Source organism: Oerskovia sp. Root22 (genome assembly GCF_001429135.1).
In the GTDB taxonomy this organism is placed as follows: domain Bacteria; phylum Actinomycetota; class Actinomycetes; order Actinomycetales; family Cellulomonadaceae; genus Oerskovia; species Oerskovia enterophila.
The window spans coordinates 72,287-88,385 of record NZ_LMIL01000001.1; the positions used below are offsets into that span (position 1 = coordinate 72,287).

At 73.2% G+C, this 16,099-nt stretch carries 13 protein-coding genes and 1 tRNA gene; 7 read left to right on the plus strand and 7 right to left on the minus strand.

The window, feature by feature from the left end; genetic code table 11:
• Positions 1–5 precede the first annotated feature (5 nt).
• The gene (locus ASE15_RS21775) at positions 6–215 is read right to left on the minus strand and encodes a hypothetical protein (RefSeq protein WP_056760440.1); all 210 of its coding nucleotides are present in this window, start codon (positions 213–215) and stop codon (positions 6–8) included.
• A 79-nt stretch (positions 216–294) separates the two neighbouring features.
• Between ASE15_RS21775 and ASE15_RS00290 the strand changes: the two genes are divergently transcribed.
• A complete protein-coding gene (locus ASE15_RS00290; RefSeq protein WP_082618051.1) occupies positions 295–993 on the plus strand; it encodes an RcpC/CpaB family pilus assembly protein in 699 nt (232 codons plus the stop codon).
• Between the two features lie 185 nt (positions 994–1,178).
• Positions 1,179–1,625, plus strand: a complete 447-nt coding sequence (mscL, locus tag ASE15_RS00295; RefSeq protein ID WP_056645515.1) for a large conductance mechanosensitive channel protein MscL — start codon at positions 1,179–1,181, stop codon at positions 1,623–1,625.
• A gap of 498 nt (positions 1,626–2,123) precedes the next feature.
• On the opposite strand, the gene ASE15_RS21015 is transcribed toward mscL, so the two are convergent.
• From ASE15_RS21015 to ASE15_RS00315, 4 genes are all read right to left on the minus strand, one after another.
• Positions 2,124–6,266, minus strand: a complete 4,143-nt coding sequence (locus ASE15_RS21015) for a hypothetical protein (protein ID WP_369800523.1) — start codon at positions 6,264–6,266, stop codon at positions 2,124–2,126.
• Positions 6,267–6,728: 462 nt separating this feature from the next.
• On the minus strand, positions 6,729–7,373 hold the full coding sequence (locus ASE15_RS00305; RefSeq protein WP_056645508.1) for a vitamin K epoxide reductase family protein: 645 nt from the start codon (positions 7,371–7,373) through the stop codon (positions 6,729–6,731).
• Positions 7,374–7,699: 326 nt separating this feature from the next.
• The gene (locus tag ASE15_RS00310; RefSeq protein ID WP_082618052.1) at positions 7,700–8,971 is read right to left on the minus strand and encodes a HAMP domain-containing sensor histidine kinase; all 1,272 of its coding nucleotides are present in this window, start codon (positions 8,969–8,971) and stop codon (positions 7,700–7,702) included.
• Positions 8,964–9,626: a response regulator transcription factor gene (locus ASE15_RS00315; RefSeq protein ID WP_056761338.1), complete on the minus strand. Its 663-nt coding sequence runs from the start codon at positions 9,624–9,626 to the stop codon at positions 8,964–8,966. Before ASE15_RS00315 ends, ASE15_RS00310 begins: the two co-directional genes overlap by 8 nt.
• Before the next feature lie 189 nt (positions 9,627–9,815).
• On the opposite strand from ASE15_RS00315, the gene ASE15_RS00320 reads away from it, so the two are divergent.
• The 5 genes from ASE15_RS00320 to ASE15_RS00340 all read left to right on the plus strand — a co-directional run bounded on the left by ASE15_RS00320 (position 9,816) and on the right by ASE15_RS00340 (position 14,656).
• Positions 9,816–10,298 (plus strand): hypothetical protein, encoded by a 483-nt coding sequence (locus ASE15_RS00320; RefSeq protein WP_056760452.1) that lies wholly within the window; start codon positions 9,816–9,818, stop codon positions 10,296–10,298.
• Complete coding sequence (locus ASE15_RS00325; protein WP_056760454.1) at positions 10,295–11,398, plus strand: efflux RND transporter periplasmic adaptor subunit; 1,104 nt, start codon at positions 10,295–10,297, stop codon at positions 11,396–11,398. The genes ASE15_RS00320 and ASE15_RS00325 overlap by 4 nt, the downstream gene beginning before the upstream one ends.
• Positions 11,395–12,084, plus strand: coding sequence for an ABC transporter ATP-binding protein (locus ASE15_RS00330; protein ID WP_056760457.1), 690 nt, complete (start codon positions 11,395–11,397; stop codon positions 12,082–12,084). The genes ASE15_RS00325 and ASE15_RS00330 overlap by 4 nt, the downstream gene beginning before the upstream one ends.
• On the plus strand, positions 12,081–13,271 hold the full coding sequence (locus ASE15_RS00335) for an ABC transporter permease (protein WP_056760460.1): 1,191 nt from the start codon (positions 12,081–12,083) through the stop codon (positions 13,269–13,271). The genes ASE15_RS00330 and ASE15_RS00335 overlap by 4 nt, the downstream gene beginning before the upstream one ends.
• A gap of 197 nt (positions 13,272–13,468) precedes the next feature.
• Positions 13,469–14,656, plus strand: a complete 1,188-nt coding sequence (locus ASE15_RS00340) for an alpha/beta hydrolase (RefSeq protein WP_082618053.1) — start codon at positions 13,469–13,471, stop codon at positions 14,654–14,656.
• A 35-nt stretch (positions 14,657–14,691) separates the two neighbouring features.
• Here ASE15_RS00340 and ASE15_RS00345 read toward each other — a convergent pair.
• Both ASE15_RS00345 and ASE15_RS00350 read right to left on the minus strand, forming a co-directional pair.
• Positions 14,692–14,767: transfer RNA gene (locus tag ASE15_RS00345), tRNA-Arg, on the minus strand.
• 189 nt (positions 14,768–14,956) lie between these two features.
• Positions 14,957–16,018, minus strand: coding sequence for a glycoside hydrolase family 6 protein (locus tag ASE15_RS00350; RefSeq protein WP_056760462.1), 1,062 nt, complete (start codon positions 16,016–16,018; stop codon positions 14,957–14,959).
• Positions 16,019–16,099 lie beyond the last annotated feature (81 nt).

The following is a 16,099-nucleotide window of genomic DNA, read 5'->3' on the forward strand; positions in this document are numbered from 1 at the left end:
GGCTTCTACCGGACGGACTCGCGGTCCTCGAAGTCGTCCAGCATGGGAGCCGGCAGCGCGTCGACCGCGCCCTCCGCAGGGTCCAAGTCGTCGGACTCGTCGAGCAGCGGCTCGTCGTCGAGCGGCTCGACAGGCACGTCCTCGTCGAGCGGGACGTCGGGTTCGTCGAGCTCGTCGGGCTCCTCCGCGAGCTGACGCACCTCCTGGCCGTCCACAGGCCGTGGGCGGCGCGGTCCGTCCACAGGTAGACCCGAGGCGACGCCCGACGCCCCGCGGGCGCTCTACGGTCGCGCCATGCCTCCTGCCTCAGAGCGCTCCCGGCGCACGTCCCGGCCGCGGTCCTCAGCTGCCCGACGGCGCCTGCACGCCCTCGCGTGGCGGTCACGTCCCGTCGTGGTCGCCGTGGGGTGCGGCCTCGTGGCCGCGGTCGTCGTGGGCAGGGTGAGCCCGCCGCCCCCCGAGACCAGCCCCGTGCTGGTCGCCGCCCGGGACGTCGGTGCCGGGGTCGTGCTGACCGCACGCGACCTCCGGGTCGAGGACGTCGCGTCGCCGCTCGCACCGCAGGTCTCCCTGACCAGGGTGAGCGACGCCGTCGGGCGCACGACGTCCGTCGCACTCCCGCGCGGGCAGACCATCTCCCCCTCGCTCGTGACCGCGGGCGAGCTCGCGGCGGCCGCCCCCGCCGGGACGGTCGTCGCACCGGTGCGGCTGGCCGACCCGGCCGTGGCGACCATGCTGAGCCCCGGGGACCGGGTGGACCTCCTCGTCGCCGCGTCCGGCGCCGACGGGTCCTCTGACGGGGCGCCCGGCACGTACGTCGCGCGGCGTGCGCTCGTGCTGGCCGGGGCACCCGCCGAGGAGTCGGCGGGCGGGCTGCTCGGCGGCGACACCGCGGAAGGCGGCGTGACGTTCGTGGCTGTGCTGCCCGAGGAGGCTGCGTCGCTCGCGGGGCTCGGTCAGTGGGGTGGGCTGTCGGCCGTGCTGGTGCCGTAGTGGCGGGTGGCGGCCGCGGTCGCGCCCCCGCCGGCGGCGGGGCCCGGACACGCGGCGCGCCGAGACGTCCAGATGCGCGACCACCCGAGCATGGAAAGATCACGTCAGGACAAACCTGCCGGCCGGACGCCGCCGAGACCTCGGCGCGCAGACCGGGTCTGCGCCCCTCTCGAAAGGACCCTGGCATGAAGAACGTGTTCAACGGCTTCAAGGAGTTCGTGCTCCGCGGCAACGCGATCGACCTGGCGGTCGGTGTCGTGATCGGCGGGGCGTTCACGCTCGTCGTGACGTCGATCGTCGACGGCCTCATCAACCCGCTCGTCGCCGCCATCTTCGGGAAGCCGGACCTGACGGGTGTCCTGAACTTCACCCTCAACGGTGCCGACTTCAGCATCGGTCTCATCCTCGACGCGCTCTTCAAGTTCCTGTGCGTCGCCGCTGCGCTCTACTTCGTCATCATCCTGCCCATGAACCACCTGGCATCGATGCGCAAGACGGGTGAGCAGGCCGAGCCCGAGGCACCGGCCGAGGACGTCCTGGTCCTCCAGGAGATCCGCGACCTGCTCGCGGCGCAGAACGCACGCGGCGCCGGCCCGGGTTCCGGTCCGGTCGACGGGCCCGGCATCCGCTGAGGTTCGTGCTCGCGCCCTCTGGGCGGCGGCCGCGTGCCGCCCACCTCACCTGCGGGTAGAGGAGGGTGTTGTTTCTGCGTAGCCACAACCGTGGTGGTGGCTACGCAGAGACAACACCGCCCCCCTGGCAACACCGACCTCCGGCACCGACCCACCGGCGCGGCCCGCAAGAGCGCCGGCCCGACCGGGCAGCCCGCCGAGCAGCGGACGACTCAGGACCAGTGCGGCGGGACGTCTCGCAGAAGCTCGGCGTCGTGACTGCTCTCCGCAGCCCCCGGGCGGGCGTCGCCCCAGGTCGCGGCGTCGTCGTCGGACCCCAGTCCAGCGACTCCTGCCTGCTCGGTGCCCCGTCGCACGACCCGGCGGGACCTGCGCCGCGGCGGATGCCCGCTCGCCGCGCCCACCGCCGGAACGTCGCCCGCAGCGTCCCCCGCAGGGGCCGGGGCATCGGGGCGGGAGGCTGGGTCGTCGGGGAGCACCCGTCCATTCTCTCAGCCGTCAGTCGGTACCGAACTCGTCGTCCGCGACCACGGGCACCACGACGATGCGGTCACCGCCGCCCGTCTGCGCGATCCCGCCCCGCTCGGGCAGCCGAGCGTCGCGCACCGCCTGGACCACGCGGCGGATGCGCTCGGCCTCCTTGGCCGGGTCGAGGAACGCCGCTGCGGACCACACCTGCGCCACGACCCATCCCGCGGACTCGAGCCGCTCGGCGATCTGCCGGTCGCGGACGCGGACGCTGCGCTCGGCGACGTACGCGTCGTCGTCGGTCAGGACCGCCACGAGGAGCTCGCCCGGGAGGTCGGGGTGCCCCACGACGAGCGGGATCCGGTCGCCCCCGGCGACCCCGTAGTCGGTCTCGACCACGAGTCCCGCGCGCCACAGACGCTCGGCCAGGTCGATCACGAGGCGGTCCGGGTTCCCCCCGACGTCCACGCCGTTGCCGAGCGTGACCTGGTCCGCGCGGCCGTTGCGCTGCTCGGCCAGGTCCAGGACCTCGGCGAGCAGCTTGGCGCCGTGCCCGCGCAGCCTCTCGGGGTCGAGGTCGGCCGCGGTGAAGCACGTGACGACGTGCAGCCGACGGCGCGTCGAGCCCAGCGTGTCGAGGAGCATCGCGTCCCCGCCCGCGGCGTTGAGCACGCCGAACCGGTGCAGGACCCGCCCGTGCGGGGTGCGGCCGTAGCCGACCGACAGGACGATCGCGTCACGCGTGAGCCCCGCGACCGCCGAGACCTCGGCCACCACGACGGGCTCGGCCCGCGCACCGGAGAAGAACGCGGCGAGGGCCGGGTTCTGCCGGACCTCGGCGAGCAGCGCGTCCCGGATCCGGTCGGCGTGCACCGCGCTCACCGTGACGATCGCGAGCGACTCCTCGGGGCGCGTCATGGCGTGCTCGATCGCGATCTCCACGACCCGGTCGACCTCGGCCTGCGTGCTCTCGACCGCTCCCGACGTCGGGTCGGGCATCCCGGCGCCGTCGACCAGGTCGAGGTGCACCAGGGGCTCGGCCCGCGGCAGCGGGCTCGGGCGGAGCACGCCCTCGTACCCGTGCGCGACGAGGAAGGCCGTCAGGTACGGGTCGCGTCGTGCACCACCCGCGGACAGGGCGACCGTGGGCAGGACCGCGGCGAGCTCCTTGACGGCCGACCCGGACGCTGCACGCGGGTCCCCGACGACCACGACCTGACGGCCGCGGGCGAGGGACGACAGCACGAGCTCGACCGGCAGGTGCTGGACGGCGTCGAGGATCACGAGGTCGACCGTGCGCGCCGGGGTGAACAGGTGCGGCACGAGCGTGGGCGACGCGACGACGCACGGGCGCAGCCGGCGCAGGATCTCGGGGTAGAGCTCGTGCGCGTCGCGCAGGCTCGTGAGCCGCCCCTCGAGGAGCTCGGTGAACAGAGCCTCCGCCTCGGACCGGTGATCGCGCATCGCGCCGCCGAGGTGCTCGCGCACCGCGACCCGCACGGGGGCCGAGAGCGCGGTGATGTGGGTCCGGTCGAGCTCGCGGAACCGGCCCGCGAGCGCTTCGAGGCCCGCACCGTCCTGACCCGCGAGCGCTGGGTCCTGCGAGAGGATCTGCTCGAACACCGAGCTCCACCACGCGAGGTCGAGCTCGGGCCCCACCAGCTCCTTCTCGACGCGTCGGGCCGAGAGGTCGTCGAGCAGCTCGCCGAGCCCCTCGTCACGCAGCGACCGCAGGGCCGCGGTGCGCGCGGGCAGGTGCTCGAGCGCGTCCTTCTCCTCGCTCAGGCTCAGCAGGCGTGCGGCGAGCTCGGGGAGCGGAAGATCCATCAGGTCCGCACCGACGGGGGTCGTGGACAGGACGGGCTCGAGGTACTCGAGGTCGAGGCGCACGGCCTCGAACGTGTCCTCGATCGCCGCGAGCCCCTCGGGGAGGGTGGGCCAGCCGCCGCGGGGGCACTGCGCCTGCCAGACCGCGCGCTGCGCCTGGACCTCGACGAGGGCCGCGTGGAGATCGGCGACCCGGACCCCGGGGCGGAGCATGTCCTTGGCCTGCTTGCGCAGCCGTCGCCGGTGGGCCCACCCCATGTCGATCCCGTTGTCGGCGCGCCACTGGCGCGTCCCGGTGGCCTCGACGAGGTCGGTCGCGGTGCGCTCGAAGATCAGCGGCTGGAACGCGTCGAGGGTGCCGCGCATCCCGCCGAGCATCGTGAGCTGCTCGCCCCACTGGCGGACCGACGTAGCGGGCGTGAGGCCCGTGGTCCGGGCGACCGACTCGACCTGCTCGCGGAGCTCGGGCAGGGTCCGGCCCGCGAGCCGCTCGACCCGGACCAGTGCGTCCTGGGCGCCCTCGCTGCTCGTGATGTCCGCGCCGAACCAGGGCGTGGACGTCGAGCGGAGCGTGAACGCGCCGACGTCGGCCGCGCCCTCGAGGCGCGCCGCGAGCTCGGCGCGGCGCTCGGCGCCGATCCGGAGCGTGACCTCGGGTCCGAGGCGGACGGTCGTCGCGGGAGCGGGGCGCTGCGCGGTGAGGCGGGCGAGCGCCTGCAGGGCCGCGTACGCGGACACCCCCCAGGGCTCGCGCACCAGGTGCAGCGACTCGACGTATCCCGAGAGCTGGGCACGCGCACCGAGGAGCCCGTCGCGCACGCGGGCGACGGCGTCGGTGTCGACGACCTCGGCCTCGGCGGCCATGGCCGCGAGCAGGCGGTGCGAGGCCGTGGCCCGCCACGTGGGCTCGGGCTCGATGTCGAGGATCAGTCCGTCCAGACCGAGCGTCTCGAGCCGGTGGGTCAGCGAGTCGGCCGCCCGGCGGTGCCCGGGGACGTAGAGGATGCTGCGCCCGCTGGCCGCCGCCTCGGCCACGACGGCCGCGAGCGTGCCCGCGACGTCGGACCCCGCGGGAGCGTCGACGAACAGGTGGCTGCCGGTCGCGAGCGTGTCGATCACGTGGCGCTGGGCGGGGTCGAGGTCGCCCACGCCGCGCTCCTGGGTGGGGTCCGCGTCCCCGACGCGCGGGGCCGGGAGCTCGCGCTCGAGCGCGGTCGCGGCCTCGTCGGAGCCGGCGAGCGCTGCGACGACCTCGTGCCGCTCCAGGCCCGAGGCCAGCTCGTCGAGGTCGTCGACGAGCACCTGGCCGGGGTGGACGAACGTCCCGACGAGCACGCGCTGGGTCATCTCGAAGTCGCCGAGCACGGCCCGGCCCACGGCCGTGATCCTGGTGAGCGCGTCCGAGGGGTCGAAGCCCGCGGGCGTGAAGGCGCTGCGGGCGAGCGTCACGGGGTCGATCAGCCCGCCGTGGGCGCGCAGGGTGCGGGCGAGCAGGGGGTTGATCTCGACGGTCGGTTCGAGCGTGAGGTCGTAGTCGGTCTCGCTGTCGCCGCGCGGGGTGAGCGTGAGAGGTCGCAGCAGGACGGGGGCGCGCACGGTGCGCGGCAGGACCGGGTCGGGCGCGTGGGCCTCGGCGGCGTTCACCGTGGCGTCCTCGGGCCCGACGGCGCCGCTCACCGCGTGCGGCGCGCCGGCGGCGGCCTCGTGGTCGCCCTGCGCTGCCTGGGCCGGGTCGGCCGAGGGGTCGTGGGCAAGGTCCGCGGGATCGGCCGGCAGGCCGGTCGCCCCGTCGATGGTCCGGCCGTGCGACGAGCCGGCGACGTGCGCGAGCGCGGCGACGTCGTCGGTGGGGAGACGGGAAGGCTCCTCCTCGGTCCAGGTCGTGACACCGATCGCGAGGTAGGTCGGTGCGACGCCGTAGCGCTGGGCGTGCTCCTGCGACCGGACGACCACGGCGCGGGCCCGGCGGCGAGCAGCGGGCAGCGACGCCCCCTCGCGGAAGAGGTTGGACAGGCGCGTCGGTCGGCCGGCGAAGAGCTGTGCGACCCCCGACGGGTGGGCCGCGGTGAGATCGATGACGGCGTCACCCAGGAGCCCGATGTCCGCGAGCGAGGAACCGCCCGCGAGCTCGACGAGCGAGGCACGCCAGGACCGGACGGCGTCCTCGACGAGCTCGGCGGTCGTGGGGGGCTCGACGAGCACGGGCGGCCCTGCGACGGTCGCGCCGTCGGACCCGTTCGGCAGGGCACCGGCTGATGCGCCGTCGGGCGCGGTCTGGTCGGTGAGCGGCCGAGCGGGATCGGCCACGGACTCGTGGGCAGATGAGGTGCGGGCGGCTGCGTTCACTCTGGAACGCTAACCGTCGCGGGTGGCCGAACCGGCACCGGCACGCCGTGGGCGGCCGTTTCGGGTTGCTCGGGGCGACGAGAAAGGCCACCAGGGCGACTGCAGGGAGGGAAGTCCGGCTCCTGTGAACTCGCTGTGAGCGTCATTGCGCACCGAGAACGGGCCGAGAAAGTGTGAGGACGGTGCGCACCGCGCAGGGGGCAGGCGATACGCACCGTCAGAGATGATTCTGCAAGGTCTTCTACGGTTCGTCAAACCTGTGAGCGGACGGCAGCGGGTGAAAGTGGACGAGCGTCCAGTTCGCTGCGGCAGATTCTTCCTGGACGGCCGTCAACGTGGCATTCAGTGCCACACCGGCCACATCGCGTGGTGACGCACGAGCGGCCGCGCCCCGGGTGGGGCGCGGCCGCGAGGGTGAGCGCCGCCGTCGGGCGGGAGGCTCTTCCCCGCCCTGCGCGGGGCTCAGCCGAAGAGCTTGGAACCGTGCTTGAGCACGACGCCCGCGATCATCAGGACGACCCAGGCCGCCGTGAGGAACACGTCCGCGTCGGAGCGGACGAACGACAGCGCGCGCTCCTGCGCCCTGGCCGGGAGGTAGAGGTTGTTCTCGAGGATGTTCCAGTGCAGGAGCGTCATGAAGACGAGCGTCGTCGAGAGCGTGACGAGCAGGCACCAGGGGCACAGCGCGCCGATCACGAACATGGACTGGTAGAAGAGCCAGTACGCGAAGATCAGTCCCAGCGTGTAGACGACCTGCGCCGAGAACATGAACCAGCGCGGGAACCGCACCCCGCCGAGGCTCGCGACCGCGATCGTGATGACCACGGGTTCGGCGATCAGCCCGAGGAACGCGTTGGGGAAGCCGAACAACGACGACTGCCACGCGACCCCCACGGCACCGCAGGACAGGACCTCGTTGACGTTGCACGAGAGCTCGGCCGTCGGGTTCGCCGCAAGGAGCACCGCGTCGTAGGACAGGACGAACGACGCGGTCAGGCTGACCAGCGCCGAGAACAGCATGGTGCCGAACACCCACTGGCGGCTGTGCCGGAAGCCCTTCACGGTCAGCGGGTCGAGGGTCTGGTCGTCGTGCAGAACGTCGCTCATGCGTGCGGCCCTTCAGGCAGTGGCCCCGGCCATCCCCGGGGCGCCTCCAGCCTAGGGGCGTGGTGCCCGCTGCACGTGCGGGTACGGCTTCTCGCGGACAATGCGCGATCAGCAGATGGACCGACCGCGCGGGTACGATGCACGAAAGAAGCCGTGCACCTCCGGAAGAAACATCTGGAGAATTCGCCACGGATGCTGGGGCGAACATTCCTGACGCCTTTGTCAAGGCTGCCCGGAAAGAGACCCCTCTGGAATTCGATATCCGACCGGCCCCTCGTCGGGAGGGGCGGCCCCGGCGAGGCGACCCGGGCACCGGATCACCTTCTTCACGTCGTGGACCGCGGGTGCTCGCCGTTCACGCTGCGGGCCGGTGGGAGGACCACGCTCACCCGCAGGCCCCCGCCCTGGCGCGGCGCGAGCCGGAGCTCGCCCCGGAACCGGTCGACGATCGCCGCGACGATCGACAACCCCAGTCCCTGTCCGGCCGAGCTCGCATTCCTCGTGCGCCCGGTTCCTCTCATGAACGGATCGGTGAATCTCTCGACGGCCTCGGGATCGAGGACCTGGCCGGAGCTGACGACCTCGATCTCCCATCCCCCCGGAACGTCGGACGGGGCGGCCTCGACCGCGAGAAATCCGCCGGGCTCGTTGTGCCGAATCCCGTTCTGCACAAGATTGGTGACCAGCTGGCGGAGCAGGACGGGTTCGCCGTCGATGGTCGTCTCGGTCAGCCGGTGCTCGATCCGCACGGCGTGGGCCGCTGCCTCCTCGGCGCACGACTCGATCGCCTGGGCGACGACCCTGGACGGGTCGAACTGCTCGAGGCGCGGTGGCGACGAGTCGATCCTCGCCAGGTCCAGCAGGGCCGTCACCGTCTCGATGTTCCGTTCGTTCATGACCCGGAGGCGGTCGAACACGACCCTCTCCTCCGGGTCGTCGTGCTGGGCCAGGGCGACGTCCAGCATGGCCCGGGTCGTCGCGAGCGGGGTCCGCAGCTCGTGCGAGGCGTTGGCCGCGAAGCGGCGCGTGGCCGTGAAGGACCGGTCGAGGCGATCGAGCATCTCGTCGAAGCTCTCGGCGAGCTCCGAGATCTCGTCCCGGGGTCCGGACAACCGGATCCGCTGCGCCAGGTCGCCCTCGCTCGCCCGGTGCACGGCCGAGTTGATGTCCTGCAACGGCCGGAGCATCCGGCCCGCCACCGCCCAGCCGACCGCGGTGCCCAGCACCGCCAGGACGACGAGCACGACGATCGAGGTCACGAGCAGGAGGTTGAGGAGCTGCTCGCTCGACGTCACCAGGAGCTCGGACGCGGGGACGACCACCGCTGCCGGTGCCGTCGGGTCGTCGGTGGGGACCAGCGAGCCCCCGGGGGCGACCGAGGCCGCGTCGGTGGACGCCGTCGTGGCCGCGGCGAAGTCGTAGGTGGGGACATAGCGCATGAAGACGTAGACGATCGCGAGCAGGACGATGCCCGCCCCCGTGAGGAGCGCCGAGTAGGTCAGTGCGAGCCGCGCGCGCACCGTCAGACGGTAGCGCTTCGTCACCGGCTCCCCGCCGTCGAGGTCCGACGGCGGCGGGGTGGGCCGCGGGCTAGTCATCGCTGATCACGTACCCCGCACCGGGCACCGTCGCGATGACTCCCGGGTCGCCCAGCTTGCGCCGCAGCGTGCTGACGGTCACCTTGACGGCGTGCGTGAAGGGGTTGGCGTTCTCGTCCCAGGCCTTCTCCAGGAGCGTCTCCGCGCTGACCACGGCTCCGTCGGCCGCCAGGAGCAGCTCCAGCACCGCGAACTCCTTCCGGGTCAGGCTGACGCGCCGACCCCTGACCGTGACCTCGCGGCGGAACGGGTCCAGGCGGACTCCGCGTCGCTCGAGCACCGGAGGCCGGGACGTGAAGCTGCGCCGGTTGAGGGCGCGGAGCCGGGCGATGAGCTCGGGGAACTCGAACGGCTTGGACAGATAGTCGTCGGCCCCGAGGCCGAGCCCCTCCACACGGTCGTCGAGGGTCCCCGCTGCCGTGAGCATCAGCACCGCGGGCGCAGCAGGGTCGGCCGCCAGGCGCCGGCAGACCTCGTCCCCGTGCACGCCCGGGATGTCCCGGTCGAGCAGCACCACGTCGTAGTCGTACAGCTCGACGGCGAGGAGCGCCGCGTCGCCGTCCGGGGCCACGTCGGCCGCGATCGCCTCCATGGCCAGACGTGCCCGGACGGCGTCGGCCAGGTACTCCTCGTCCTCGACGATCAGCACTCTCACGTGCGTGTCCACCTACCTCTCGTTCGCTCCGCCGTTCGCGGCGCCTCGCCGACCCATCTCCCTCAGGAGACCACGGAGAAGGTTGCGTCGAGGTAAGGCGCGGACCTTACGTTTCCGCAACCAAGGGCTTGATGAGATCGGCGCAGCACGTCAGGTCGCCCGACCTCGACGCGACGAAAGGACAACACTGTGCGCACGACGACCATCCGTTCCCTCACCGCGCTCCTCGGGACGGGCCTGCTCCTCGCGGTCTCGGCCTGCTCCCCTGCTGCGGACGCCGACCCCGAGCTCGACACGGGAGCCGCCAAGATGACCATCGAGGAGTGGCGGCAGGACGTCGACGACTGCATGCTCGACGCCGGCTACGACCTCGTCGCCATGAGCGAGGGGGGTGGCAGCACGCCGTCGATGACGAGCGAGGAGTCGGCGGCGTTCGACACCGAGTACACGGCCTGCATCGACGAGATCGGCGAGGCCCCCGTCGACGAGAACATGCCGTCCGAGGACGAGATGTTCGAGGCCCAGCTGGCCTTCGCCGCGTGCATGCGCGAGGCCGGCTACGACTACCCCGACCCCGTCAAGGGATCGGGCATGAGCGAGGCGCTCGGTCCTGAGATCGACCCCGACGTCGTCGACACCTGCTACGCCAAGAGCCAGGAAGCCGTCCAGTGAGCGCTCCCACCACCACCGACCAGTCCTCGGCGACCACCACCGCCCGCCCGCACCGAGCACGACGCTGGATCCTGACGACACTCGGCGCCCTCGCAGCCGTCGCGGCCGTCGTCGGCGTGGTCGCTCTCACGCGTCCGCCCGCGGCCCCCGAGCCGACGGGCACCCGGCTCGAGATCGAGACCCAGACCGTGACCCGGGGCGACCTCACGGAGCAGGTCCGGACCCAGGGCACCCTGGCCTACAACGCACAACGCGACCTGGGGACGGAGCTCACCGGGGTGATCACCGGGCTCCCTGCGCCGGGCACCGTGGTCACCGTGGGCCAGGAGCTCCTCCGGATCGACGACCTCCCCGTGACCCTGCTGCGAGGGCCCCTGCCCGCCTGGCGCACGTTCACCGCCGGGATGTCCCCGGGGAACGACGTCCTCCAGCTCGAGCAGAACCTCGCTGCGCTGGGCTTCTTCGTCGCGAAGCCCGACTCCACGTTCAGCGAGAGCACGACGGCCGCGATCAAGAAGTGGCAGAAGTCGCTGAAGGTCGAGCAGACCGGCACGATCGACCTGGGCCGGGTCGTCTTCTCGCTCGTCGACGTCCGCGTGCAGTCGCACAAGGCGCAGGTCGGCGACACCGCCGGTCCCGAGATTCTCTCCGTCACGGGACCGGACAAGCAGGTCCAGGCCTTCCTCGACCAGGCACAGGCACCCATCGCCCCCGTCGGCACCAACGTGGCGATCACCCTCCCGGGAGGCGTCTCCACGACGGGAACGGTCGCCGAGGTGGGGGCACCGGTCGAGCAGGAGGGTGGCGACGACAAGACGCTCAAGGTGCCCGTGACCCTCACGCTCGACGACCCTGCTGCGGCCGAGTCTCTCGACAACGTCGCGGTCACGCTCCTGCTCACCCGGACCCGCGCGACCGACGTCCTGACCGTGCCCGTCCTGGCCCTGCTCGCGCAGCCGGGGGGCGGCTTCGCCGTCGAGACCTCGGACGGCGACAGCACGCACCTGGTGCCTGTCGAGCTCGGCACGTTCGCCAACGGCCTGGTCGAGGTGACCGGGGGCGACCTCGAGGTGGGCGACACGATCGTGGTGGCCAAGTGAGCACAGCGATCATCGACCTGGAGGACGTGACCCGCACCTACGGGTCACCACCGACGGTCGCGCTCGGTGGAGTCACCCTGAAGATCGACGAGGGTGAGATGGTCGCGATCGTCGGCCCGAGCGGGTCCGGCAAGTCGACCATGCTCAACATCATCGGGTCCCTGGACCGCGCGTCCTCCGGCGCGACCAGGATCGCCGGGAACGACGTGACCGCCATGAGCGACGCGAGCCTCTCGGCCCTGCGGGCCTACACGATCGGGTTCATCTTCCAGCAGTTCCACCTGTCCGACGGCGTCACGGCCCTCGACAACGTCGCGACCGGTCTGCTGTACACCGGCCTGGCGCCCCGCGAGCGCCGTCGCCGGGCGCGCACTGCTCTCGAACGCGTGGGCCTCGGCGCACGGTTGCACCACCACCCGCGGCAGATGTCGGGCGGAGAGCGCCAGCGCGTCGCGATCGCGCGCGCCGTCGTCGGCGAACCTCGCCTGCTCCTGGCGGACGAGCCGACCGGCAGCCTCGACACCGCCTCCGGCGAGGGCGTCGTCGAGATCCTCCACGACCTGAACAGGTCCGGGACCACGGTCGTGGTCATCACCCACGACCAGGAGCTGGCCGACCGCCTGCCCCGGCAGGTCCGCATCCGCGACGGCAGGATCCTCTCCGACGACCGGGAGGACAGCCGATGAGCCTCGACCGCCGTTCCAGGCTCCGGCCCGGCGACCTCTTCAGCCTCGGCCTGCACGGACTGCGCGCCCGCCCCATGCGCGCGATCCTCTCGTCCTTGGGCATCGCGATCGGTATCGCCGCCATGATCTCCGTGATCGGCATCTCGACCTCGAGCCAGGCGCTCATCAAGGACAAGCTGTCCGCGCTGGGTACCAACCTGCTCACGGTCACGGCTGGCACGGACGTCCTCGGCCAGGACGCGCCCCTCCCACCGGACGCGGTCGCGCTCGTGCGGCGCATCCCGGACGTCCTGCACGTGAGCTCGATCGGCACGCTCGACACGATCACGATCTTCCGCAGCTCCGAGGTCGATCCCGGCCGCACCGGAGGGTTGACCGTGGCGGCCGCCGACCTCGACCTGCTCGAGGCGACCGGTGCCCGGCTCATGCACGGGTCGTGGCTCAACGAGTCGACCGCGCAGTACCCGGCCGTCGTCCTGGGCCGCGGGACGGCCGAACGCCTGGGGATCGGCACGGTGGGCAGCCTCGTGTCGGTGGGCGGTCACCCGTTCACCGTCGTGGGCATCCTCGAGTCGTCGCCCCTCGCCCCGGAGCTCGACTCGACGGCACTCGTCGGCGAACCGATCGCCTCCGACCTCTTCGACCACGACGGCGCGCCGACGACGATCTACGAGCGGTCCACGGAGGAGAGCGTCGCCCAGGTGCGCAAGCTGCTGCCGCCGACGATCCACCCCGACTCGCCGAGCCAGGTGCAGGTCAGCCGCCCCTCGGACGCCCTCGCCGCGAAGAACACGGTCGACCAGGCCTTCACCGGGCTCCTGGTCGGGGTGGGCTCGATCGCCCTGCTCGTCGGCGGGATCGGGGTGGCCAACACCATGGTCATCTCGGTCCTGGAACGTCGCCAGGAGATCGGCCTGCGGCGCTCCCTGGGTGCCACGCGCAAGCACATCCGGGTGCAGTTCCTCTTCGAGGCGATGCTGCTCTCGGCCCTCGGCGGGGTCGCCGGCGCCGCCCTCGGGTGGGTTATCACGGCCGTCGTCGCCAGGACGAACGGGTGGAGCCTCGCGATCCCCCCCGAGGTCCCTGTGCTGGGGGTCGTCGTCACGATCCTCGTGGGGGCGGTCGCGGGCGTCCTGCCCGCCGTGCGTGCGTCCCGCACCTCGCCGACCGCGGCGCTGAGCAGCTGACCCGGGCCCGTCGGTGCGGCGACAGGTGCCGCACCGGCGGGAGGACAGAACCTGACGCCGTGGCCGTCAGCCCACCCCGGCTGGCCGGCCGCGGCGTCCGGTCGTCCGGACCTGCCCGCGCGCCGTCGGGCCCGGCGGTGTAGACCGGAAGACGCGGACGACGACGCGTCCACGCGCGGGCGGCGAAGGAGCGGGCCATGGCGATCGGGTACCTCGTCCCGGTGCTGCTGCTCGCGTGCTGCACCACGACGTCCCTGGTCCCCGCCCGCCGGCCGCCCGGGCTGGGACGGCTGAGCTTTCGCCTGAGCGTCCTGGTGAACGAGCAGCCGTTCGTCATGCTGGCCGCGCTGACCGCCCTGTCGGTGATCGCGGTCGTCGACGGCGACGGCGCGACGCCCGCCGGCCGTGTCGGGCTCGCCCTGGCCGTCCTGACCGCGGCCGGGCTCGTCGTGGTCGCGCGACGTGGCCTGCGCGCGGTGCCCGCGCTCGACCGCACGCTCGTCGCGGGACTCGCGACCGCGCCGGGAGCCGTCACGGCGCGCGGGCTGCCCTGGCGCCGGATCCTGCTGGCCCCGTTCGCGGTGCGGCGACGCGACGTCGTGCGCGTGCGCGACCTGGCGTACGGCGACGGCGCCCAGCACCACCGGCTCGACGTGTACCGCCCCCGGTCGCGCCCGCCCGACGGGCCGACGCTCGTGTACTTCCACGGCGGTGGGTACGTGAGCGGGCGCAAGGAGCTCGAGGCCCGGGCGATGCTCTCGCGCCTCGCGAGCCACGGCTGGGTGTGCGTGAGCGCGAACTACGGACTGCGCCCGACGACGAACTTCCCCGGCCACCTGGTCGACGCCAAGCAGGTGCTGGCCTGGGTCCGCGAGCACGGCCCCGAGCACGGAGCCGACACCGCTCGCGTCGTCGTCGCGGGCAGCTCGGCCGGCGCGCACCTCGCGGCGCTCGCGGCGCTCACCCCGGGAGACGCCCGGTTCCAGCCCGGGTTCGAGGGCGCCGACACGTCCGTGGTCGGGGTGGTCTGCCTCTACGGCTACTTCGGCGAGTACTACGGCAGCGGCCGCGACCTGGCCGTCGACTCGTCGCCGGCCGACTACGTGCGGCCCGACGCTCCCCCGTTCCTCGTGGTGCACGGCGACCAGGACACCCTGGTGCCGGTCGAGGGGGCGCGACGGTTCGTGCGGCACCTGCGGGAGGTCTCGTCGTCGCCGGTCGTGTACGCCGAGCTGCCCGGGGCGCAGCACGGGTTCGACCTGTTCCACTCGATGAGGTTCGACGCGGTCGTCGCAGCGGTCGAGGAGTTCGCCGAGCGGGTGGTGGCGCGGGACCGGGCGCCGGAGGCGACGAGGACGTCGGTCGAGCGGCGCGACGAGCGGTAGACCGCGCGGATCGGGGCATGGCGCCTCGAGAACGGTGGTGCGCCTGGCCAGATTCGAACTGGCGACACCCGCTTTAGGAGAGCGGTGCTCTATCCCCTGAGCTACAGGCGCGTGGGCGCGAACACGGAGGATCGGGCCCGGTGGGACGCCCGACAGCCTAGCGTCCCGGCCCCGGACTGTCCCAACCGCGCCCACCCTGCGTCTACCCCGCGACCGCGGCGACCCGGCCACGGCCCGGCGACCACCGGCCGCCCAACCAGCCACGCACCCGGCCGTCTACTCGGCGCCACGCCGGCCGCCCTACCCGCCCGCGCGCTCGACCAGCCCGATCGCGTACTCGGGCCAGAACTGACCGGCGGCCGGGTCGCCGCGGTCGCACTCGCCGTCGGACTCCCCGGGGACCTTGACGTAGAGGTACGCGTCCAGGGCGCTGCCGTCGTCGACCGCGGCGGGCTTCTCACCGAGCGCGCGCCCCACGGGGTTGCACCAGTCGAGCGGCCCGTCGCCCAGGGGCCCGAGCCCGTTGCGCGACGTGTCGACCACGTAGTGCGTGCCGAGCAGCGCGGCGAGCTCGTCGCCGTACGCGCGCTCGTCGGACGTGGTGCGGAAGTTCGAGACGTTGGTCGCGAACCCGCGGGCGTCCTCGATCCCGGCCTGCCGTAGGCGGTCGGCCATGGTCGGCGCGTCGATCCACGCCGAGTTCCCGGCGTCGAGGTAGACGCTCGCGCCGGCGTCCGCGAGCGCCACGGTCGCCTGCCGCAGCAGTCCGGCACGGTCGCCCTGCGCGTCGCACGCGCCGAGGTCGGCGAGCGCGTCGGGCTCCAGGACGACGGCGGTCCGGGTGCCCCGCAGCCCGTCGGCGACGGCCTGGACGAAGTCCGGGTACTCCTCGGGCGTGAGGCCGCCGTCGGAGAACGAGCCGCAGTCCCGGGCCGGGATCGCGTAGACCGTGACGACGCCCGTGCGTCCGGCCGCGTGGGCCGCGGTCGCGTAGTCGTGCACGAGCGTCTGCGCCGCGGCGGGGTCGAACCAGTCCCCGACCCACAGGGACGCCCCCACCTCGCTGATGACGTCGAGCGCGGCGGCCCCGTCGGGGTCGCTCGCCCGGAGCGCGTCGGCGGCGTGCACCGACTGCATGTCCGGGTCCGCCGCGGGGGCGCCCGCGAGGAACGGGTTGGTGTCCGCACCGGCCGGGGGCCCTGGCGGGGTCACGGCCGGAGCGGGATCGGCGCTCGGCGACGCGGCCTCGTCTCCGGTCCCCGTCTCGTCGCCGGTCCCCGCGCTGCACGCAGCGAGCCCGACGGCGAGGATCACCGCGCCCAGCCAGGTCGCGGTGAGGTGTCGGTCCGGTCGCGTGAGCATGTGTCGGGACACTACGGCCTCTACGGTGCACCGGCCCGGGCGTCCCATCCCGCCGGGCTGTCGACGGTGGGGTGCCGGACC